The organism is Brevundimonas sp. (assembly GCF_032055285.1).
Lineage (GTDB): Bacteria > Pseudomonadota > Alphaproteobacteria > Caulobacterales > Caulobacteraceae > Brevundimonas.
In genome coordinates this window covers 212,695-231,984 of record NZ_DAMBRE010000006.1, presented here as the reverse complement: position 1 = coordinate 231,984, position 19,290 = coordinate 212,695, and the positions used below count along the sequence as shown (strand labels likewise).

General features: G+C 64.3%; 25 protein-coding genes. 14 read left to right on the top strand and 11 right to left on the bottom strand.

Annotation, left to right across the window (positions count from 1 at the left end):
• The coding region (locus tag RTY13_RS14630) for a hypothetical protein (protein WP_312784475.1) at positions 1–240 on the top strand (240 nt) is incomplete at its 5' end.
• Positions 237–650 (top strand): VOC family protein, encoded by a 414-nt coding sequence (locus RTY13_RS14625; RefSeq protein WP_292084558.1) that lies wholly within the window; start codon positions 237–239, stop codon positions 648–650. The genes RTY13_RS14630 and RTY13_RS14625, both read left to right, overlap by 4 nt.
• A gap of 13 nt (positions 651–663) precedes the next feature.
• On the opposite strand, the gene RTY13_RS14620 is transcribed toward RTY13_RS14625, so the two are convergent.
• From RTY13_RS14620 to RTY13_RS14590, 7 genes are all read right to left on the bottom strand, one after another.
• On the bottom strand, positions 664–1,497 hold the full coding sequence (locus RTY13_RS14620) for an IclR family transcriptional regulator (RefSeq protein WP_292084559.1): 834 nt from the start codon (positions 1,495–1,497) through the stop codon (positions 664–666).
• A gap of 140 nt (positions 1,498–1,637) precedes the next feature.
• The gene (locus tag RTY13_RS14615; RefSeq protein ID WP_312784473.1) at positions 1,638–2,498 is read right to left on the bottom strand and encodes an NAD(P)H-binding protein; all 861 of its coding nucleotides are present in this window, start codon (positions 2,496–2,498) and stop codon (positions 1,638–1,640) included.
• 44 nt (positions 2,499–2,542) lie between these two features.
• A complete protein-coding gene (locus RTY13_RS14610; RefSeq protein WP_292084561.1) occupies positions 2,543–3,751 on the bottom strand; it encodes an NAD(P)/FAD-dependent oxidoreductase in 1,209 nt (402 codons plus the stop codon).
• A 284-nt stretch (positions 3,752–4,035) separates the two neighbouring features.
• Positions 4,036–4,317 (bottom strand): toxin-antitoxin system, antitoxin component, encoded by a 282-nt coding sequence (locus RTY13_RS14605; RefSeq protein WP_292084562.1) that lies wholly within the window; start codon positions 4,315–4,317, stop codon positions 4,036–4,038.
• A 389-nt stretch (positions 4,318–4,706) separates the two neighbouring features.
• Positions 4,707–5,147 carry an AlpA family transcriptional regulator gene (locus RTY13_RS14600; RefSeq protein ID WP_292084563.1) on the bottom strand — a complete coding sequence of 147 codons (441 nt, stop codon included), beginning with the start codon at positions 5,145–5,147 and terminating at the stop codon, positions 4,707–4,709.
• The gene (locus RTY13_RS14595) at positions 5,144–5,335 is read right to left on the bottom strand and encodes a hypothetical protein (RefSeq protein WP_292084564.1); all 192 of its coding nucleotides are present in this window, start codon (positions 5,333–5,335) and stop codon (positions 5,144–5,146) included. The genes RTY13_RS14600 and RTY13_RS14595 overlap by 4 nt, the downstream gene beginning before the upstream one ends.
• Positions 5,328–5,609, bottom strand: a complete 282-nt coding sequence (locus RTY13_RS14590; RefSeq protein WP_292084566.1) for a hypothetical protein — start codon at positions 5,607–5,609, stop codon at positions 5,328–5,330. The genes RTY13_RS14595 and RTY13_RS14590 overlap by 8 nt, the downstream gene beginning before the upstream one ends.
• A 75-nt stretch (positions 5,610–5,684) precedes the next feature.
• On the opposite strand from RTY13_RS14590, the gene RTY13_RS14585 reads away from it, so the two are divergent.
• Together RTY13_RS14585 and RTY13_RS14580 are read left to right on the top strand one after the other, a co-directional pair.
• Positions 5,685–6,314, top strand: a complete 630-nt coding sequence (locus RTY13_RS14585; protein WP_312784469.1) for a hypothetical protein — start codon at positions 5,685–5,687, stop codon at positions 6,312–6,314.
• Positions 6,311–7,165: a hypothetical protein gene (locus RTY13_RS14580; protein WP_312784468.1), complete on the top strand. Its 855-nt coding sequence runs from the start codon at positions 6,311–6,313 to the stop codon at positions 7,163–7,165. Before RTY13_RS14585 ends, RTY13_RS14580 begins: the two co-directional genes overlap by 4 nt.
• Before the next feature lie 99 nt (positions 7,166–7,264).
• On the opposite strand, the gene RTY13_RS14575 is transcribed toward RTY13_RS14580, so the two are convergent.
• Both RTY13_RS14575 and RTY13_RS14570 read right to left on the bottom strand, forming a co-directional pair.
• Positions 7,265–8,233 (bottom strand): toprim domain-containing protein, encoded by a 969-nt coding sequence (locus RTY13_RS14575; RefSeq protein WP_312784466.1) that lies wholly within the window; start codon positions 8,231–8,233, stop codon positions 7,265–7,267.
• Between the two features lie 12 nt (positions 8,234–8,245).
• Positions 8,246–8,902 carry a RadC family protein gene (locus RTY13_RS14570; protein ID WP_312784464.1) on the bottom strand — a complete coding sequence of 219 codons (657 nt, stop codon included), beginning with the start codon at positions 8,900–8,902 and terminating at the stop codon, positions 8,246–8,248.
• 210 nt (positions 8,903–9,112) lie between these two features.
• Here RTY13_RS14570 and RTY13_RS14565 point away from each other — a divergent pair, with 210 nt between their 5' ends.
• Complete coding sequence (locus RTY13_RS14565) at positions 9,113–9,580, top strand: thermonuclease family protein (protein ID WP_312784462.1); 468 nt, start codon at positions 9,113–9,115, stop codon at positions 9,578–9,580.
• A gap of 435 nt (positions 9,581–10,015) precedes the next feature.
• Here RTY13_RS14565 and RTY13_RS14560 read toward each other — a convergent pair whose 3' ends face one another.
• On the bottom strand, positions 10,016–10,330 hold the full coding sequence (locus tag RTY13_RS14560; RefSeq protein ID WP_312784461.1) for a helix-turn-helix domain-containing protein: 315 nt from the start codon (positions 10,328–10,330) through the stop codon (positions 10,016–10,018).
• 834 nt (positions 10,331–11,164) lie between these two features.
• Here RTY13_RS14560 and RTY13_RS14555 point away from each other — a divergent pair.
• The 9 genes from RTY13_RS14555 (at position 11,165) to RTY13_RS14515 (ending at position 18,502) form a co-directional block, all read left to right on the top strand.
• On the top strand, positions 11,165–12,448 hold the full coding sequence (locus RTY13_RS14555) for an integrase family protein (protein ID WP_312784460.1): 1,284 nt from the start codon (positions 11,165–11,167) through the stop codon (positions 12,446–12,448).
• 79 nt (positions 12,449–12,527) lie between these two features.
• On the top strand, positions 12,528–12,881 hold the full coding sequence (locus tag RTY13_RS14550) for a surface-adhesin E family protein (RefSeq protein WP_312784458.1): 354 nt from the start codon (positions 12,528–12,530) through the stop codon (positions 12,879–12,881).
• Between the two features lie 353 nt (positions 12,882–13,234).
• On the top strand, positions 13,235–13,459 hold the full coding sequence (locus tag RTY13_RS14545; RefSeq protein WP_312784457.1) for a hypothetical protein: 225 nt from the start codon (positions 13,235–13,237) through the stop codon (positions 13,457–13,459).
• 178 nt (positions 13,460–13,637) lie between these two features.
• A complete protein-coding gene (locus tag RTY13_RS14540; RefSeq protein WP_312784456.1) occupies positions 13,638–13,901 on the top strand; it encodes a helix-turn-helix domain-containing protein in 264 nt (87 codons plus the stop codon).
• A gap of 201 nt (positions 13,902–14,102) precedes the next feature.
• Positions 14,103–16,196: an AAA family ATPase gene (locus tag RTY13_RS14535; protein WP_312784454.1), complete on the top strand. Its 2,094-nt coding sequence runs from the start codon at positions 14,103–14,105 to the stop codon at positions 16,194–16,196.
• Positions 16,197–16,686: 490 nt separating this feature from the next.
• Positions 16,687–17,397, top strand: a complete 711-nt coding sequence (locus RTY13_RS14530) for a hypothetical protein (RefSeq protein ID WP_312784452.1) — start codon at positions 16,687–16,689, stop codon at positions 17,395–17,397.
• A 29-nt stretch (positions 17,398–17,426) separates the two neighbouring features.
• Positions 17,427–17,882, top strand: coding sequence for a DUF5681 domain-containing protein (locus RTY13_RS14525; RefSeq protein ID WP_312784451.1), 456 nt, complete (start codon positions 17,427–17,429; stop codon positions 17,880–17,882).
• Positions 17,879–18,256 carry a hypothetical protein gene (locus RTY13_RS14520; protein ID WP_312784450.1) on the top strand — a complete coding sequence of 126 codons (378 nt, stop codon included), beginning with the start codon at positions 17,879–17,881 and terminating at the stop codon, positions 18,254–18,256. The genes RTY13_RS14525 and RTY13_RS14520 overlap by 4 nt, the downstream gene beginning before the upstream one ends.
• 45 nt (positions 18,257–18,301) lie before the next feature.
• On the top strand, positions 18,302–18,502 hold the full coding sequence (locus RTY13_RS14515; RefSeq protein ID WP_312784449.1) for a hypothetical protein: 201 nt from the start codon (positions 18,302–18,304) through the stop codon (positions 18,500–18,502).
• Here RTY13_RS14515 and RTY13_RS14510 read toward each other — a convergent pair.
• Positions 18,499–19,284: a hypothetical protein gene (locus RTY13_RS14510; RefSeq protein ID WP_312784448.1), complete on the bottom strand. Its 786-nt coding sequence runs from the start codon at positions 19,282–19,284 to the stop codon at positions 18,499–18,501. The genes RTY13_RS14515 and RTY13_RS14510 overlap by 4 nt on opposite strands.
• Positions 19,285–19,290 lie beyond the last annotated feature (6 nt).

The window sequence follows — 19,290 nt, the reverse complement described above, 5'->3', positions numbered from 1 at the left end:
AGGTTCAATCACGTGATCGTCCACGCTCACAAGGATCAGGTCATCGACAGTCATGGGGCTCTTCCTCGTTTCCACGGACGGCTTGGCGCCGCCTCAAATTCGGGCGCCGTCGCATGGACTCGCGCCATTCAGAATTCTTTTCTAGAACAAAAATCGCAAAAGTGTCTAGAAAATATGACGTACGCCGCCGGACGCGCCGGCGCCCGCGCCCATCGGATATCGCTCAAGGAGACGCCATGATCCGCCGCATGGACCATTTCACCATCGTCACCGATCGCCTGAACGAGAGCGTGGACTTCTACGGGATGCTGGGACTGGTCCCCGGCCCGCGGCCGGACTTCGGCGTGGGGGGAGCCTGGCTCTACGCCGACGACCGCCCCGTGCTCCACCTGGTCGAGACCGAACGCATGCCGGACCCGCGGCGCGGCGCGCTCGATCACATGGCCTTCTTCGCCGAGAACTTCATCGCGGCGGCCGAGCGGGCGACGGCCGCCGCCCTGCCCTATCGCGTGATCCGCACGCCGCGGCCCTTCAGCCTGTGGCAGATGTTCCTGTTCGATCCCAACGGCGTAGAGGTGGAACTGGACTTCGCCGCCAACGAGCTTCCGCCGGCCGACTGGAAGGACCACGCCGGTCTCGGCCCGCGGTGACGCGGGGGACGGCTCAGGTCAGGGCTGACGTCAGCCTGTGGCCGGCGTCACGAAGGGCGACGCCGATCTCCTCCAGCGCCTCGCCCTCGTACTGCCCCTGGAGCATGACGCCGACGATGGTGAAGGCGACCTCGCCGGCCCGATCGAAGACCGGCGCGGCCACAGTCTGGACGCCGCGCGTGAAATAGCCCCGGTCGACGGCCCATCCCCTCGCCTTGGCGGCTTCGACTTCGTCCCAGTAGGCGTCGAACGTCAGCGGCGTCTGCCAGCGCAGGGCGTTGAAGGCCGACTTCAGCTCTTTCCGGCTCCAGCCGAGATAGGGGGCCATGACGCGGCCGGTCGCGGCCATCAGGACCGGAAGACGCTGGCCCTCGGCCATTTCAATACGCACATTGGCGGGACTGGGCACGCCCTTGATCAGGACGATCTTGTCGACGCCCAGCCGCTTCCACAGCGTCACGGTGATATTGTAGCGGTCCGCCAGATCCCGCATCTGGGGCGTCGCCGCCGCGATGCGCTGCCCCTCGGTCAGCAGGTTCCCGACCAGGGTGGTGAGACCCACGCCGACCGAATAGGTCTTGGCGACGGGATCGAACTCCACGACCTCTTCCATCACCAGGGTGCGTAGGATGTTGAAGCAGGTGCTGGCGTTCAGGCCCAGGCTACGCGAAATGGTCACCGACCGGGTGGGGCCGCCCGCCTCGACCAGGAATTTCAGGATCCGGATCGCATTGGCCGCCGGCTTGACGAAGACCATCTTCTCGGAGACGTCATTGGTCGCGGCTGCGGCGTCGGCCTGTCCCTCGACGTCGTCGTGCTTGCTTTTTCCTGCGGCTGATCGCGCCATGCGCACCCCGTTGAATCTTGCGGCCCCGGCCGCGATCACGGCCTCTGATTAGCAGGCATTGAGCTTGAAGCGAAACGGGGAAACCGCCCCGTACGCCCTGCGCCCCGCTGACCGGATCGGCCACCGTCCGGCCCGTCGGCTCAGGCGGACGCCCCCTGGTCAGCAAAGGCCTTTGTCAGGACCGCTTCGAGCGATTGCGGCGCCCGCCCCGACAGGTTTTCGATATCGCCCGTGACGATGTCGAATCCTCCAGCGACGAACCCCTGACGGATGGAAAGGACCACCTCGACGACATGGGGCGGCAGCCCCGCAGCCAGGAATTGGGCCCGCAGGTCCTCGACGGGCATGACCACATGGTTCAGCGCCTTTCCGGACAGCCTCGCGACCAGATCGGCGCGCCCGGCGCCCGTCCAGGTCCGCGGTCCTGTTCCTGTATAGACCGCGCCCTCATGTCCCTCCCCGGCCAGGAGCCCGGCGGCCGCGGCGGCGAGGTCCGCGCGGGAGACGAAGGCGACCCGGTTCTCTCCCAGTCCGACCAGCGCGCCCTGGGCCAGGGCGGCCTTCGCCTCGTCCGCGAAGGACTCGGCGTAGTAGTTCATGCGCAGGACGCTCCAGCGCGGCGCCGTGCGCATCAGATGTTGTTCCGCGGCGAAGTAGGACGCCCAGACGTCGGGCTCCGGCCGCGCCCTCGCGCCGGCCGACGACATGAAGACCACATGGGGCACGCCGGCCCGACGGGCGGCGTCAATGGCCGCCAGATTCTGCCGGGTGCGCTGTCCCGGCGCCAGGGCGACGGTCGGGATGATCAGCAGACGATCCAGGCCGGCGTAAGCGGCGTCCAGACTTTCAGCCTGGTCATAGTCGCCGAAACGGGTCTCATGCCCCGCCGTCATCTTCGGCGTGCGCGTGATCCCCACGACCTCCACGCCCGGACGAAGGCCCAGATGCGCCACCACCCCGGCCCCAAGCTTTCCGCTCGCCCCGCTTACGCCGATCTTCATCGCTCGTTCTCCCCGGTTCCGATCCTGTCCGACCGCCTGCGGCGTCAGACCTCCTTCATGGGAATGGTCACGTCCGCGAGACGCACGGGATCGACCTCGCGCCGCGACGCCAGCCATTGTCGACCGGCCATGAATTCCGGCGGGGCGTTGACCGCCTCGACCGCCTGGACCCGCCCCCCGCAGAGGTGGAAGACCGCAAACTTGCGACCCGCCGGATCTCCGCGCGTGACGACCTGATCCACATCGAACGGCAGGCCGGCGATCTGCAGCTTGAGGTCGTACTGATCGGACCAGAACCATGGGGTGTCCGGCCTGGGTTCGGGTTGGCCGCTGATCGCCGCCGCAGCCTGGCGCGCCTGCTCGAGCGCATTGGGCACGCTTTCGAGGCGAAGGCTCCGTCCATAGAGCGGCATCGGCCTGTGCGTGAGATCGCCGACGGCGAAGATGTCCGGATCCGAGGTGCGCGCCTGGGCATCGACGACGACGCCGTTATCGCAGATCAGCCTGGCCTCCCGCGCCAGATCGTCATTGGGAATCGCCCCGATCCCCACCAGGACCGCGTCGCAATGCAGCATCCCGCCGTTCGCCAGCCGAACGCCCGAAACATGGCCGTCCAGCCCCTCGAAGCCCTGGATCTCGACCCCGAAGTGGAACCGCACGCCCTGCGCCTCGTGTTCCGCGCGAAAGAAGTCGGACAGGACCGGACCGGCGACGCGGGCCAGAAGGCGGTCCTCGCGCTCCAGGACATCGACGTCGGCGCCGAGTTTGCGCGCCGAGGCTGCAACCTCAAGACCGACATAGCCGCCGCCGATGACGGCCAGACGGAAACCGGGCTTGAAATAGGCCTTGATCCTCTCGGCGTCGTCGATCGTTCTGAGCTCAAGAAAGCCGTTCAATTCACTCCCCGGAAGGACCAGACGACGCGCCCGTGCGCCCGTGGCGAGCACCAGGGTGTCGTAGGCGAGGGTTTCGTCCGAAGAGAGGGTCAGGGTTTTGGCGGCGCGGTCGATCTGGACCACGCGCGTGGAGGTTCGCAGACCAATACCGACCTCCGCATACCAGTCGCGAGGCCGCAACAGCAGCCCGTCCTCGGCAAGCTCGCCCTTCAACCACCCCTTGGACAGGGGCGGACGCTGGTAGGGCGGATGCGGCTCCTCGCCGATCAGGGTGATGGGCTCGGCATAGCCGTTCTGGCGCAGCATGGCCGCGACGCTTCCCCCGGCGTGGCCTGCCCCGATGATGATTGCGCTCACTTTGATCCCGTCCCTCTAGCCGACCTCCAGAACCCCGAACGCCGAAGGCTATCTACATGAAGAATTTGATTGTGATTTGAGAATTGAAAATCGTCTAGCCCAGAAGTGCTGGGGCGTGCGCCAGGATGCTTTTCGCGACGCCCCGGTTTCCAGGCCGGCGTCGCCGTCGGAATCCTCCTCCCCGGCTCGACGCCCAAGGCTTTCGCGCGCACGGCAGCGACGCCGATCTCCGCCGGGAAAGCGGGCTTGAGCGACCGCCATTCACCAGGCTTCCGTCGGCGACCTCAGTCCGCCCGCGCGTCCGGCGCCGTCGGGTTCCGCGAAGACGCGCGCACAAAGCGAACGCGTTCGGCCTTCAGGTGCGGCTCGGGGACATATCCCGACTGGGCGAACGCCCGCTGCTGCGGCAGGGCCGAAAGCGTATCCTCGGCCCGCCACCATTTCGGGTCGCACGACGCCTTCGGCAGAAGTCCGCCCACGATGCGCTCGATATCGCGAAAGCTCAGCTCGACTTCCGCCGCCTTCTGGCGCCGCAGGTAGCGAGCAAGAGGCTCATACTTCGCCATGTCGGCCCGTTCCCATTCTCCCGGCGTCGCTGCGATCGACCTGCCGAAAACAAGCGGCGGTCCATACCGGACGCCGTCCCTGGCGAAAAGACCGCACGGCGCCTCCCCGCCTTCGCCCGAAAGGAAAGCGACCCGACCTCCGCCGCAAAGGGGGGCAGTGGGCGGGAACGGCCGGATCGCTCCTCGCCGAAGCAGAGGAAGCCACTCAACTCTGCAATGCCGCCAAGGTTCCGTTGCTGCCCCTGCCCGTCATCCAGGGCGGACGCCATGAAGACGTCCGGGATACGAAGAGCCGTCCGTGAGGCTGCCATGGACCACGGCTGTGATCCGCGTCGGCGCCGACCCTCCGAAGTCACGGACCTGGCTGCGCGCCCGACCGCCACGATTGACTAGAAGCCGAAGTCGATCTGATCGACGTGGACTCCGCGCGCTCTACGCCTGCGCCCATGCGACTTGGATAGCGGTTCGGCTGGCGACCTGGGCGGCGCCCTCACCGTCGCAGCCACGCCGTCCTGCGCGTTGGAGATGGCCGGCGGCTGGTTCGCCGGACGCATCAGCGCCTTTTGGGGCATGCCCGGCAGCCGGGGCTTCATGGGCGGAGAAAGAGGCTTTGCGGCGCTGCGCGCGCCCTTCCATGCCGTGAGTTCGCTTTCCCACCACCCGACCCGGCCTGGAGACAGCGACACAGGCGCCGGAAAATCTCCGGTCTGCTGCATCCGCCACGCGGTCGTTCGGCTGATGCCCGCAATGTCATGGACCCGGCCCCATGGGAGCAGACGGTCCTCGGATCCCCCCGTTTCAACGGGACTCCGCGTGGATGGAGCGGTCATGGCGTCACCTCCAGCTGTTGATCGACCTCGCCGACGAAAGCCTCATGGAGAAGTCGGGCGTCATGCTCTGCATCCAGGCTGTCTCGTCCTGCCCATGCCTTGATCACCGTCTTCAGCGCGAAGCTCGTCGCGGGATCCGCGAGCAATCCCGGCAACGTCGGGCGATCCGGGTCGCCATTCTCACCCACGACCCCGGCTCCTCGCCGCCGGCGGCGCCCCCGTCCGCACCTCGGTGATCTGGGCCTTGGCCCAGGACCGGAGCAGTCCGCGCGGGTAGTAGGGCCTGGAGCGGATATGGCGGCACGGCGGCCCGTTGGACGCCGTCGACCAGAGGCGCGCCAGGGTCGCGGGTTTGAGCCGGACGCCCAGCAACGCCAGAAAGGCCGAGGCTTCCGCACGGGTCAGCAGATCGTCCTCACCAGGCGACGCTGCGGATTCCAGGCTCGAGACATCGGGGATCATGACGTCGCCCCCTCTGACCGGCACTGGCGCGAGTTCGTGATTGATCGACCCGCGCTCAGCGCGAGGTAGCAGTCGATGCGCGGCGCGATCGTGGCCGGGATCGGCGACGACGCTGACAAGGACGCGGGTCTTCGGCAGAGGTCCCAGGCGCTAGTGTCCGCCATCGTGGATGCAGCGAACGCCCGGCTTGCGGTGCACATGGCCGCGCCCAACCTAGATGACGCCCAGACCAAGGAGGCGCGTGAATGCGCCCACCTGATCGATATCGCCGGCAACGAAATGTACTTCGCGACCGGCGAAGCAGCAGGCAAACGGGACAGCGATCCTGAGCACGGCCATGCTGGCCTCGACGTGTTCTTCCGTGAGAACGCCGATCTCCTGAAACGGATCAGCGCCTACGCGACGCCCCACACCACCTACTATCTGCTGCAACTCGTCGAGCGTCTGGTGGATGTGGACCCGGCCGGTGCCTTCGATCTCGCGGCCAGCTCCCTGCGGGCCGGACGCCAGTCGGGCTATCAGAACGAGTCCCTCGGCGTCGATCTGCTCGTCAAACTAGTCGGTGTGTTCCTCGCCGACCATAAGGAAATCTTCGAGGACGCCGATCGCCGCGCCGCGCTTGTCGATTGTCTGGAGACCTTCCTGGAAGCGGGATGGCCGGCGGCGCGCCGTCTGCTCTACCGACTGCCCGAACTCATCCAGTGAACCGGGCCACGCTGCTCAACCTGTTCAAGCAAGGCCTCGGTGATCTGCTGGAGGCGATCGACCACGCGTTGGCGAAGCCCAACCGCGATCCCTATGCGGTGGCCGATCCCGAGCGCCGCCCGCATGAACACGATACGCGGCTGCTTTTCGTTGATGAGCTGCTGGGCCATCTCGGCTGGAAGCGCGGCGCCGGCGGCAACGTGTTGGAGGAGGCTCGCCTCCAGGACGCCACCACGAAGTTCATGGACTACGTCGGCGTCGTCGATATCGCGGGCAAACCGCTGCTGCTGGTCGAAGCGAAAGCCTGGGACAAACCCTTCGTCTCGGCGCGCGCGGGGGGCGCGTTCGCCAGCGAAGCCGACCTAATCGTGGCCGCTATACAACACGTGCGGGATGGAAAGTCCGAAGAGACGTCGCCCGCGATCGCCGAATGGCACAAATATCTTCGCCAGGTCGAAGGCTATGTCCGCACCCTCAAAGAGCAATACGGACACGACCTGCCGCGGGCGATGATCGTCAGCGGCGAATGGCTGGTGGTGTTCAAGCGGCCGGGCGAGACCTTTCTCGGCGTGGCGGTTCCCGCCGATATCGCGGTCTACCGGCGCGAGGAGTTTACGGCCCAGGCGGGGGATCTCTTCAAGCTTCTCCATCGCTCATCGCTGACGCAAGATGCCCCGATCCCCTTGCGCCCCACGCAGCTTCGACAGTTCATCGAACTGGGCGATATCGCGGGTGCCTTTCGCGGCGTGCATATGGTGTCCGCCAGTTGCGGGATGTCGTCATCGGGCGCCTCGCCATGGCGGAGGTTCTCGGGGGCGACGTCGAGATCGCCGAGGCGCACGACGATCTGACGGCGCGTCTGCGCAGCGGGCATCGAAGCTGGGGACGCCGAGGCGGCGGCTCTTGAAGCGGAACGGGTCATGGGTCTTCTCCCGCCGGTTCGGCGGGGCCTATCCCCGCCCTGCCGGCGCCCCGCTCCGCCCTTCCTCCTCCTCCCGCCCGGTCGCCTCCGCCGCCGCCTCGTTCCAGTCCCCGAAGGGCGCCGGCGGCAAGCGGACCTCGGCGGACGTCCCCCCAGCCCGAAGACGCCTGCATAGTTCAGCGGCCGCAGCCTCCCCGGCCGGGCCGCGATCACCCGCGATCAGAACGCGACGAACTCCCGAAGGCGCAGACCAGCGCGCCAGGTTTCCGGCCGACAGCAGGGCCCAGCCCGGAAGACTGAAGCGCGCCATGGCCGAGAGCGTCGTCGCCACCCCCTCGCTCACGACCATCTCCGCCTCCGGCGGAGAAAGACGCACCGCTACGCCCGCCGGCGCCGATCCAACCGTCTTGCGAGGAAGCCGGATGCGACGCGACGCCCGCCCGTCCAGATCCAGATAGGCGATCTCCACGGCGCTGATCGCATCGTCAGGCGTACGGACCGCCGCGATCAGAGCCGGACAGGTCGGGCCGGTCGGGCGAAACACTGAAACTGGCGCTTCCGGGTGGCGACGCAGATCGTCGGGAAGGGAGTGAAGGCGGACGCCGCGTAACCGGAAATAGCGCAGGCAGAGATCGTCCTCCGCCAACGGCAGGGCGTTGGCCCAGAGCGCCCGGGCGGCGGCTATCCGACGGCGCGGCGACGCCCTCGGGGCCACGGCCGGCACTGACCCGAAGCCGGACGCCGTCGCGCCGGTCAGGCGGCCTCCGTCATCGATCAGACCCAGGTGGTGAAGATGGGCGCGAACGTCGCGCCAGTCGGCCGAACCAAAGCTATGGATCACAAGCCGATCGCCGTCGTGCAGCAGGGAGACGGACCGGTCCGCCTTGCTGTGGCCGGGCGCCGGCACGTTGGCGCTTCGGCCGCCGTGATGGAGGTCGCCCCCCAAGACGACGACGATGTCGCCAAGGCTCATGGCTCGGTTCTGGACGCGGGTCATGACGGGGCCGCCTCACATCAGGCCGAGTGCGCGAAAGCTCTTCGTGCCTTCCCGCCCGACGACCACATGATCGTGGACCCGTATGTCGAAAACCCTGGCGGCCTCGATGATCCTGCGCGTCATGGTGATGTCCGCCTGCGAAGGCGTCGGATCGCCCGAGGGATGGTTGTGGACCAGGATCATGGCCGAGGCCGACAGCTCAAGCGCCCGTCGCACGACCTCCCGGACGTAGACCGGCGCATGGTCGACTGTCCCGTCGGCGCGAAGCTCATCGCGCATCAGGATGTTGCGCTTGTCCAGGTAAAGGGCGCGGAACTGCTCGCGCGGCGCATGAGCCAGTGACGCACGAAGATAGGTCATCAAGGCGCTCCAGGAGGACACCACCGGCCGCCGGCAGGCCTCATCCCGCGCCATGGCGAGGGCCAGTGCGCGAACCCGGCCGAGATCGGCGACGGCGCGGGACGACATGCCCGCGCGCGCCAGGGTGACAGCGTCCGCGGCTCCCACCCCGGCCAGGCCTCCGAACTCGTCGATCAGGCAAACCGCAGCCGCCCTACCGGATCCGGGAAAGGCCCTGTCTTCCAGAAAGGCGGCCAACAGATGAAGGTCTGCCGCCTCCTCGGACGGCGAGATTGGGGTCGTGCGGTCTATTGCGGCGAGCGGGGACATGGCGACTTCCTCTCTAAGCTCCCTATCGGAGCGCCCCCCGCGAGCCCTTCCTTCCCTCCTTGATCAGGCTCCGGTCACGCCTGGTCCGCCATCAGGATCACGGCCTGTTCACCAGTGCGCCCTAACCTCTCCGGGATGTGGATTCCCGGGTCAGTGCGCCGCGTAAAGAGACGACCACGCCGTGACCGGCGCTTTCTGGTCGCGACAGGCTTGATCGCGGCCGTCGCCTTCTTCGCCACCCTGAGCTGGCCGCGGCCGGACGTCCGGCCGCAAGCCCCCCAGCCCGTAGCGGCCCTGGCGCTGGCGAGCCCGACGACGTCGGCGACCGGAGCCGCCGCCTTCCTCTGCGAAGTGGCCCATGTGAACGACGGCGACACGCTGCGCTGCAAGGACGGCGTGAAGGTCAGATTGCACGCCGTCGCCGCCCGGGAGGCGGACGAGACCTGTTCGCCCGGCCATCCCTGCCCGGCCGCCAGCGGCGCTTCAGCCACCGCGGTCCTGAACCGGCTCGCAGCCGGAAAGACACTGACATGCGAGCCGACAGGCCGTAGCTACAAGCGGGTCACAGCCATCTGCCGGACCGCGGACGGCGAAGAGATCAAGTGCGCCATGGTGCGTAGCGGGACCACCCTGATCTGGGACAGGTTCGACAGGCAGCGTCCGCTCTGCAGACAATGATGCGACGGTTCGGCAAGCGCCCGCTCTGGATGAGATCAGGCGCCCAAGGCGAAACTCCCCTCCCGTCCCCTATCGCGTCAAATTCGCCTTCTCAGCGCGCCGTCTCGCCCAACGTCTTGGCCAGAAACCGTCCCGCCGCGGCAGCGCCAGCCGCCTGTAACTCGTGCCCTCCTCCCTCGACGGGGAAAACTTCGACCGGCACGCCGGCCTCGGCCAGAGAGGCGGCGGCGGCCTGCCCCTGGGCTGGGTCAAGGCGCTCTTCACGCTCCCGTAACATCCTCTGCCCGGCGCTCAGGAGCGGCCTGACGTCCCTGCCGGATGTCCGACCTGCGCTTCGGTCGTCGCCGCGGCCGGAACCGGTTCAGCCAGAAGACATAGACGCGAAGCCGCCGAGAATGGTGACGTACACAAAGCTGGTCGTTTCCTTGGTCATGGTCATTCTCCCTCGAGTTCGATTTTCAGGTCGTGGAGCAGGCTGAGCCGCTGGTGTTCGAACTTCCGAACCCACCGCTCGTAGACCTCGTGCAGCGGCACCGGGTTGATGAAGTGCAGCTTTTCGCGACCACGCTTGACCGTGCTCACCAGATTGGCCGCCTCCAGTATTTCGAGATGCTGGGTGGCGGATTGCCGGGCCATATCGAGGTCTTCGCTGAGCTGTCTGAGCGTCTGCCCGTTTTTTTCGCAAAGCCGGTCCAGCAGTCGCCTGCGGGTCGGGTCAGCCAGCGCCTTGAAAACCTTGTCAGCGTCCATCGTCCTCACCGTTCAGCTAGGACCATAATAGGCAGGCAAATACCTGCATGTAAATGCGGGTCTTGCCTGGCGGGGCAGGGGCCTGCCCCTAGTCCCGGTCGGGAGCGCCCAGCGGGAAGTAGTGGCGGAAGCGCCGGGCCTCGTTGACCGCCCGGGCGAAGGACGGCCGCTGCAGCAGGCGCGCGCGGTAGGCCAGGAGGTTCCCGTATTGCTCGGGAACCCTCCGCTTCGTTTGGCGTTGGGGGCTGGCACCGTCGCCCAAATCAAGGAAGCTTACACTCAGCGTGAGGCTGAGTGGGATGCCTGAAGCGACGCGTCTGTCGCTGCCCAAGGCGGCTGCGACTAGAGACTGGAGCAATGGTGAAGGGCAGAGTCCGCTTGCGACAAGCGCATTGGACGCGAGCGCGCGAAAGCAGGACCAACGCATAGGCGCCTTGAAGCGCGCGGATGCCGACTCAACGAAGTCGCGGAAGGCGACGAAGCTCTAGCCTCGAAAGAAAGAACAGCGCTGAAACGCCCTGAACCGACCTGACAATCGCAGGTCCGTTGTGTCCCATATGTGTCCCAAATCAAGGTCGAACAAAGTTCGCCTAAGAACACCATCAGCATCAAACTGATTTGTAAGCGGAAAATGGTACGCCCCCTCGGGCTCGAACCGAGGACCCTCTGATTAAAAGTTTGGCAAGCGCCCTCCCCGCTAGCTTGTCTCAGTTTGTTCTAGCTTGATAAGTCATTTAAAATCAGATGATTGAGCCGTTGTAAATTTGACGTTCCTTGTCCATGCTGTCCGCAGCTTGCTAGCATTGTGCTAGCTTTTGGGTGCGAGGGACCGGAATGGTGAAGCTAACCAAGACCTACATCGATGAAGTGAAACCGCCCGAGAAGGGCTTTGCCATGCACTGGGATGACAAGGTCGCGGGCTACGGCTTGCGGGTCACTGCCGGGGGCGTGCGGAGCTTCATCGCCCAGGGGCGCGTGCGCGGGAAATCGGTCATCGTGACGATCGGCCGATACGGGCTGTACCCCGAGGACAAAGCCCGAAAACGCGCCCAGAGCATTCTGCAAGGGATGCGAGAAGGCATCGACCCTCGGGACGCCAAGAAGGCCGACGAGGCGATGCGCGTGACGCTTGGAGAGGTATGCGAGGCCTATGTCTCCCGGCCGGGCAAGCTGAAGGCCAGCACAAGGACCGAGTACAAGCGGCACGTGGACAAGGTCTTCGCGGCCTGGAAAGACAAGCCCATCGTCCAGATCACTGAGGACGACGTGCGCAAGCGCCACCGGACGCTTGTGGAGGGGGGGCTGGATGGAAAAAAGGGCGCTCCGGCCAGCGCCAACGCCGCGATGGTTACGTTGCGCATCCTGCTCAACTTCGCGGGTCGGCAGTACCGGCGCGGCGACGGGACGCCCCTGATCCAGCGGAACCCCGTCGAGGTGCTCAAGGATCACTGGGCGCCGATGGGATCGCGCACGGACCGCTACATCGACCGACGGAGGATCGGGGAGGTCTGGAACGCCCTGCATGAGGCTCGTGCCAACGCCAAAGACCACCACGCCCTGGCCAGCATTGATCTGACCCTGTTCCTGCTGCTCAGCGGGGCGCGCCGGGACGAAGGAGCCACCCTCACGTGGGATCGCGTCAATATCGACGATGAAGACCCCTCAAACTGCTGGTGGCATCTGGACGAGCGCAAGCGGGGCGAGCCCCTGTGGCTTCCGCTGTCGTCGCAGGCCGTCGCGGTGCTGAAGGGACGACCACGGCTGAAAGACAACCCTTACGTCTTCCCGTCCTGGAGCAAGACCGGCCACGTGACCGAGGCGCGCGCGCCTATGGAACTGGTCAGCACGGTGGCGGGGAAACATCTGAGCCTGCATGACCTCCGCCGCACTTTCACGAACATCGCCATGCGCGAGTGCCTGATCGAAAAGTTCAGGACGGACCTCCTCACCGGCCACAAGCCCGTGCAAGAGGACGTCACCGCCCGCAACTATCTCGACTTGGCCCGCCTCGAATGGCTCCAGCCCGAGGTGCAGAAAATCGGCGACTGGATCGAGCTTCAAGCGCGGGTGGCCGAGGCGAAGGCCAAGGGCGAAAACGTGGTGCCCCTACGCGCATAACGGACATCCCAGCTTCCAAGACGGGTGGTTAGTTGCGCTTTTTCTATATACCGTTGTTTCTGGACATAAAGGAGCAGACATGACGGCGTTGAATCTGGCTCTCATCATCGCCCTTACGACTCCTTCGTGGCAGGACTCGATCAACAAAGACGGATGGGTTCAACTGCGCGCCACGGATGAGATCGTCATGCTTTTGAAGAAAAGCAGTGCGCCCTCCTCGTTTTGGTTGAGGACCGAAATGCCGGAACGGTCAGCGATGGTCCTCATGCGCTATGATTGCGCAGCTTGGACGCTGCAAATCGCCCAGTCGTTCTCTTACTCTCAACCCAATATGACTGGAGATGCTGTCGCTTCATCGACTGTCACCGCTGCCGATGTTCCCCCACCCAACTCACTTCTAGACTCGCTATTGAAAATAGCTTGTTCAAATTAGTTACTGAATGTCAGCAATGGGTCCGATTTTTGGGTTTAGTGCTGATACCGAAAGCGGGCGTCGTAGCGGTGGGCGAGTACCCCTGGCCCTTATCGCCGGCTGGGGCTGATTAGCCGCCGCTACAACCGGGGAGCGGGGAGGCCAGGGGTAGAGTCGCCCCGCAATGAAAGCGGCCATGCGCGCTGGTGCGACAGCGTGTTTGACTACGCTATCGAGTTGCGCCTACATTGATAACGTAGGGCCTTGATGGCTGAGGCCATCTCCGTCCCGTTCCGGCATATGCTGGACAGGGCATTGCTTCCCGTAGGAAGCGGCGACTTACTCAATCCAAACTTGGAAGGACTTGAGTCGCCATGAACTTGAATGCTCTGAATAAAGCTACCACCTTCAGCATTGACGATTTGATTGCCGTCTACGAGATCGTGGATTGCTGGGCGAAGGAACGCGCCGAACTTCGTCACGTCGGTAAGAACGTTAGCATTGTTGGCGCGATGGTAGAGCCTCGTTTCTCAAAGTTGGAGCTTCTGCTCGCCTTTGAGGCGACGCTCGACAGCATTATTCTTGATCAGCTGAACTGAGAATCTTTCCCGCTCGCCAAACCGGCGGGCGGGATTCTATCAAGCTTGGCTTAGAGGCTATGCGTTTGCGCAAGCTATGTTAAGCTAACACCAACCAAGCCTTCCACCTGTGGGAGGATGAAATCCCCGCCACCGCTTGGGTTCTCCGCGGCTAACGCTCGCACGCAGGAGATCAACGGTGAGCGCCAACAGCATGACCCTGGAACAGCTTGCGGAGCTGTTCGGCTATACGCCCAAAGGGCGCCCCCTAGATACGAAAGAGGTCGCTGAAATTCTCGGCGTCCACCCCAATACGATTGACCAGTATCGGTTCAGGGGTGATGGCCCGCGCCATTTCAGCCCGCCCGGCACCCGCCGCGTCTGGTACGCCGAACGCGACGTGCTGGCTTGGCTCGCCTCAGGGGCCCGCCACAGCACCAGCGACACCGTCGTCGCAGCCTAAGACCCGCAAACCCTGAATACCTGTGTCGATCATGGGGAAATGGAATGCGTCCAGTCGGTTCGCGGCCACTGGTGATGAGTCTCCTAGCCCGTCACTAGCCCCATTCGAGAAACGCGGCCGAGCGATGAATGCGCCCAGCCGCTGAAATTGAACTCGATCCACGCAGGGAGCCACCAGCAAACCCATTGAGATTGAAAGCCGATGACCACGCAAATTATGGGGCAGCCCCCCGAAGGTCCGCAACCTGCCGCCCTTTCCGCACGGATGGCGCAGTGGCGTCGAATTCCCGCTGAACTGCGGGAACGCCCCCAGTGGGCGATTGCGGTTGGCGACAAGCGCCCTCAGACGCCGAGCGGGCGTCCTGCCAGCGTTTCCGACCCTTCCACGTGGACGGACTTTAGCACGGCCTGTGAGGCAGCTTCGAGGGCGGGAGGCGAAATCGGCTTCATGTTGTCGGAAAACGACCCGCTCGTCGTAATCGACATGGACGTGAAGGATGACACGCCCCCGGACCATATCGACGGCTACGAGCGTCTGGCGGAGGCGTCTGGCGGATATGTCGAGCGGTCTCGGAGCGGGCGCGGACTACACGCCTGGGTCGAAGGGCATCTTGAGGGTGGCGGTTGTAGGCGGGACGGCGTTGAGGTCTATGATCGCGCCCGCTTCATGATCTGCACCGGCGACGTGCAAACCGACCGACCCATCCAAGATGCACAGCCCTTGCTTGACGTCCTCGTGGAGAAAATGCGGGGGCGAAAGAGCGTTTCTGAGCCGCTAGACGACGGCCCCGAAGCTGAAACCGACGAGGTAATCCTTGAACGCGCGCGTTCCGCCGCAAATGGGGCGCGCTTCACCGCTCACTTCGACGGAAATTTTAACGCCATTGGTCATGTCGACCATAGCCGCGCGGACATGGCGCTTATGTCCATGCTGGCCTTCTATACCCGCAATAACGACCAGTTGAGGCGGCTGTTCTTGGTGTCAGCCTTGGGACAGCGGGACAAGGCAACCAAGCGGCAGGATTACATCGACCGGACCATTCGGGCCGTTCGAGCGTCGCAGGCGACTGGCCCCACCATCGAGCATGGGCGGGAGGTAGCGCTGGCGCTCATGGGAGCGGCGTTCCTTCGGCTGGCTGGCGCGAACCCGCCGGCCATGGTCACGACTGACGACACCGGCCACGCACTGCTCAAACGTCACAGCATCGACTGGGAACAAGGTGACGATGTGGAGGTGCCAGACCTGATTGGCGGGCTAATGGCTGATGAAGATGTGACTCTCCTCGGCGGGCACGGCGGCGTCGGGAAATCGTTCCTGGGGATGCAGATGGCTGCAGCCGTGGCGGCGGGAGATGACGTGCTGAATCGCCCGACGCGGCAGTGCCGCGTGCTTTACTATTCCGCGGAGGATGGGCGAAAGCGTCTCACGCGCCGCCTACGAAATCTCGTCGCGCAGTCCGGCTATGACGCATCCGTTCTGCGCGAGAACCTTCGCGTCGTGGACGCCAGCGAGTTGGAGCCGCTGTATGGCGAGGTTGTTGGGGAAGCCGGTAGTCGCTTCGCCAAAATTCTTGGTCCCCGAACGGACTTCGCCAATCTACAAAAAATGGTCGAAGCGTTCGATCCGCAACTGGTCGTCATCGACGGGGCGTCGGACACATTTGATGGTAACGAAATTGCCCGCCGAGAGGTTCGGGCTTTCATCAAGCTACTTCGGCGCATTCACCCTCAGCGTAAGGTTGGGGTTCTCATGCTGGCACACATCGACCGATCCAGCGCTCGGGGCAATACCACGAATGACGACGGCTATACGGGCAGTTCCCAATGGCACAACTCGTGTCGCCGCCGGCTGTTTCTTCAGCATGTGGTGAAATACGAGTATGAGGACGGTGAAAAGGTTCCTGTCAGCGAGAGTTTCGTCTTGCGTGTGATGAAGAACCAGGACGGCCCGCCTGACCCAGATATGGAATTGGTGCGGGGGCCGTGTGGACTATGGCACCTCGGCAAGCACGCCCTCGGCGACCTCAGCCCTCAGGACGACTCCGCCCATGTCGAGACATTGCTGACGCTGATCGGCGCCTACTACGAAAGAGGCTCGTACATGAGCACGTCGTTTGCGCCTCAGGCGACCACAGGTGTCTATCTGACGCTGAAGGATGATCCGCAGTTTCCACGGGGCCTGAGCCGAAAGCGGACCGAAAAGCTTGTTCGCCAACTGGAGCGGGATGGGCGGCTTGTGAAAGAAGAATACCGACGCTCGAACAGATCGGCGAGCGAACGCTGGGCGGTGGCGTAAAGGCACAAAGTGCACAGGGTCGCGGGCGGTGTCGGTCGTGCAGCATGTGCACTGTGGCCCGCCAGGGGCACACACAGTGCCTGGGGGTATAAGGGGGGAACACTGTGCGCGCCCAACCTGTGCCCCCCGGCTTTTGTCCCAGAGAGGCGCTTGGCAACCAAGGCACTAAGCGGGCGCTGGAGCCGGGCTTGCACGAGCCGCGTGCAGAGCGGAGCACCCCCTCCGCCGCCGCTGAAGCGCGGCCGGCTAGAGGCCGGCTAGAGGCCCCCTAGAGGCCCGTCGTTGCCCCCGCGCGTGGTCACCGTCTATCCAGCCCTGCCATTCGCCCCCATCCATCGACCCGCAAATGTCGAGTATGGCGCTCTTGCTGGAAGCTGAACAGATGTATCCCCCTGTTCAATAATAACTTTGCCCCACTTTTGCTTGCTGAACTTCAGCGTGATCGCGTACCGTAACAGCAAGTAGCAAGCCAAGAAGAGGGTTTTCTAATATGTCAGAAGGCATTGACACCCGAGTTACTCCGTCTCTTCATCCTGACAACGTGAAGGAGGTCGACGGGTACGACGAGCAGACTGCGCCCTATGTCAGTCTCGCGGAGACGGCTTTCAGCGAAGCCTACATCGGGATCGGGCAGGTCCACTCCGCCCGCGAGAAGGCGCGCACGAACCCGACGTGGAACGAAGCGCAGCAGACAATCCATACTCAGGAATTCGCCGACAAGGTTTTCAGCCGGATCGCACGCCAGATGGACGGGGCGATGGCGAGCCTCGACAAGGGCATCGCCGCGCTGGAGGCGCAGTTGAGCGCCCCGGTCACGTCCGTGGCCGCCCAAGGCGTTGCCGTAGAAATCCGCTCGCACGTAAAGGCGCTGCCAAACAACAAGCGGCTGGGCTTCATCCAGAGCGCATTGGCGGCAGGGGACGCGGTGACCGTCTCGTCCGTCCTGGGGGCTCCTTCCTACCTTTCCGGCCTAGACTCCGGGATGCAGGGCGCGCTGCTGCGCCAGTGGCATGAGCGCAATAGCCCCGAGGTCGCCAAGCGCGTCAGGGCGATGAAGGGCGCACGCGATCTCATCACCAACCGGGGCGGGCTAGTGTTCGCGGAGTTGGAGAAGGCCGTCGGCGCCCCGCCCGACAAAGCGAAGGCGCTTCGCGAGGCGAAGACGGCCGCCGAAAAGGCGTTCGTGTTCCGCGACGCTTGATCGGGCGCTGTTGAGATCAGGATGCCAGCATGACCGAGCAGCACGACCAGAACGGTCCTGAGGCGCAGAAACCGGCTCGTATGTGGGAAAGGGGCGGTCCCAGCCCTAACCCGAAAGGCAGGCCGCCGGGCATCGTGGACAAGCGTACCAGGGTCTCGCAGGCCCTATTGGACGACGCCCCCGCTGTGGCCCGTGTGGTCGTTGACGCGGCCCTAGAGGGCGACATGCAGGCGGCGTCGCTGGTCCTGTCCCGCATAGCCCCCGTCCTGCGTGGCCAGATGGAAAAGGTCGCCTTCGAATTCGACACCACCGCGCCCGTGGCCCGGCAAGTTGAGCAGGTGCTGGCAGCTGTGGCCCGCGGTCAGGTGGCCCCAGACGTAGGCAAGCAGATCATCGACGCCGTGCAGGCGCTCAGCACCATCCGCGCCACCGAGGAGTTGGAGGCGCGGCTAGCTGCGCTTGAACAGAAGGAACTGAACAAATGAACAGCTGGATCAATCCAAACCGCATCGTCACCGCCGAACCGCTGCCAAAGGACCTAGCCTTGCTCACCTTCGTCGATGGGAAGTTCGTCGCCCTCCACTCGCCCGCCCAGCATGAACGGGTGACGGCCCACGCGAAACAGATCGCAGAAAAATGCGGGCTGCCGGTAAAGGTGCTGCCAGCCACCCTGCCCGAAGCGCTGAACTTCATGGGCAGCAGCCTTGAGGAGTTTGTCGCCATCGCCTTTGAGGGCGAGCAGGAGCTGCGGGCGTGGGTCGTCCAAAGCCTAAAGGGGGTGGTGCGCGACGAAAACGACGGGGCGGTGCGGCAGGAGGCCTACGACATGCTGGTGGGCATGGGCGAATGGGAGCCCTGACCGTGCGCCCGCCTGTACGGGCCGCGTTGGGCCGGGACTGACCACATGGCGGCCATCAGATCCATGCTGGCGAGAGTAGCCAAGCTTGAGGTGGAGCAGGTGCCACCTCTGCTCGCCAAATTTGGCGGCGAAGAGGGCTGGGCGGCGTTTGAAGCCGAAACGGAGGCGGGGATCGCTGAGGGCCGCTACGACAGCCGGGACATGCCCGTGGTCGTGCGTTGCTTCCGGCGGTGGATACGGCTTTAGCGCCCGACAAACTGTGAGGTGAGCAGGAGGGGCGGCACGAAAGTGCTACCGACTTGATAGACCTTCCAAACAGTCTCCGCTGTGTCAGCCCAGCCTTTTGCGCTTTGAACGCCGTCTTTGAACTTGATAATTATCGAAGTCAGTCCCGATAGAAGCGCTCGCGGGTCGAACGCATCCGGCATGTCTTGGTTTTGGACCACCTCATAGACTTGGAGCACTTCGCGAAACGCTGAGAGAACATAGCCCGCGCCCATCCACCCGATGTTCTCCAGTTGGAAGCGAAACAAACCTAACCCATCTAGGATGGCTTGCCGCACGAAAGGTGGCGCGTCACTCGCCATGGCAACTTCATCGCGATAACGGACTATGAGAGCGATTAGCTCGGCAATCTCCTCGTCATTGAGTCTCGGATAAGCGACGAACTGGCGAACAGTTGGAGACAGAAATTGAATCGGCTGTCCGTGATCTTTCATCAAGGTCAACCCGTGACCGGAATTATTCCAAGAGTTCACGAGCGCACTACCAGCGAATGCTGATCGGAAACCTTCCAAGTGATCTACGGCGTCCCGGATGTGGTCTTCATCCATCGCCGAACGCTGAACGATGGTGGCGACCTGCTCCGCTCGCTCCAGTATACACGCAATGATCTTATAGAAAGACGTGGACCACGGCGCAACGCCGAACGAATTAGCGAGAAACTGGGCTCCCTTAGCGTCATTACCCTTAGTGAGGCGCTTAGCTATCTCGCCTAATTCGCGAGCCGGATCAGTCATGCTTGCCATTACGCA

Excerpts from the sequence above, each read along its gene's own strand:
- RTY13_RS14600 (WP_292084563.1), bottom strand. The coding sequence starts at position 5,147 with ATGACCGCTCCATCCACGCGGAGTCCCGTTGAAACGGGGGGATCCGAG.
- RTY13_RS14560 (WP_312784461.1), bottom strand. The coding sequence starts at position 10,330 with ATGGACGCTGACAAGGTTTTCAAGGCGCTGGCTGACCCGACCCGCAGG.
- RTY13_RS14615 (WP_312784473.1), bottom strand. The coding sequence starts at position 2,498 with ATGAAGATCGGCGTAAGCGGGGCGAGCGGAAAGCTTGGGGCCGGGGTG.
- RTY13_RS14585 (WP_312784469.1), top strand. The coding sequence starts at position 5,685 with ATGCGCGGCGCGATCGTGGCCGGGATCGGCGACGACGCTGACAAGGAC.
- RTY13_RS14525 (WP_312784451.1), top strand. The coding sequence starts at position 17,427 with ATGACCGAGCAGCACGACCAGAACGGTCCTGAGGCGCAGAAACCGGCT.
- RTY13_RS14545 (WP_312784457.1), top strand. The coding sequence starts at position 13,235 with ATGAACTTGAATGCTCTGAATAAAGCTACCACCTTCAGCATTGACGAT.
- RTY13_RS14590 (WP_292084566.1), bottom strand. The coding sequence starts at position 5,609 with ATGATCCCCGATGTCTCGAGCCTGGAATCCGCAGCGTCGCCTGGTGAG.
- RTY13_RS14605 (WP_292084562.1), bottom strand. The coding sequence starts at position 4,317 with ATGGCGAAGTATGAGCCTCTTGCTCGCTACCTGCGGCGCCAGAAGGCG.
- RTY13_RS14520 (WP_312784450.1), top strand. The coding sequence starts at position 17,879 with ATGAACAGCTGGATCAATCCAAACCGCATCGTCACCGCCGAACCGCTG.
- RTY13_RS14625 (WP_292084558.1), top strand. The coding sequence starts at position 237 with ATGATCCGCCGCATGGACCATTTCACCATCGTCACCGATCGCCTGAAC.
- RTY13_RS14575 (WP_312784466.1), bottom strand. The coding sequence starts at position 8,233 with ATGACCCGCGTCCAGAACCGAGCCATGAGCCTTGGCGACATCGTCGTC.
- RTY13_RS14555 (WP_312784460.1), top strand. The coding sequence starts at position 11,165 with ATGGTGAAGCTAACCAAGACCTACATCGATGAAGTGAAACCGCCCGAG.
- RTY13_RS14550 (WP_312784458.1), top strand. The coding sequence starts at position 12,528 with ATGACGGCGTTGAATCTGGCTCTCATCATCGCCCTTACGACTCCTTCG.
- RTY13_RS14515 (WP_312784449.1), top strand. The coding sequence starts at position 18,302 with ATGGCGGCCATCAGATCCATGCTGGCGAGAGTAGCCAAGCTTGAGGTG.
- RTY13_RS14620 (WP_292084559.1), bottom strand. The coding sequence starts at position 1,497 with ATGGCGCGATCAGCCGCAGGAAAAAGCAAGCACGACGACGTCGAGGGA.
- RTY13_RS14535 (WP_312784454.1), top strand. The coding sequence starts at position 14,103 with ATGACCACGCAAATTATGGGGCAGCCCCCCGAAGGTCCGCAACCTGCC.
- RTY13_RS14530 (WP_312784452.1), top strand. The coding sequence starts at position 16,687 with ATGTCAGAAGGCATTGACACCCGAGTTACTCCGTCTCTTCATCCTGAC.
- RTY13_RS14570 (WP_312784464.1), bottom strand. The coding sequence starts at position 8,902 with ATGTCCCCGCTCGCCGCAATAGACCGCACGACCCCAATCTCGCCGTCC.
- RTY13_RS14510 (WP_312784448.1), bottom strand. The coding sequence starts at position 19,284 with ATGGCAAGCATGACTGATCCGGCTCGCGAATTAGGCGAGATAGCTAAG.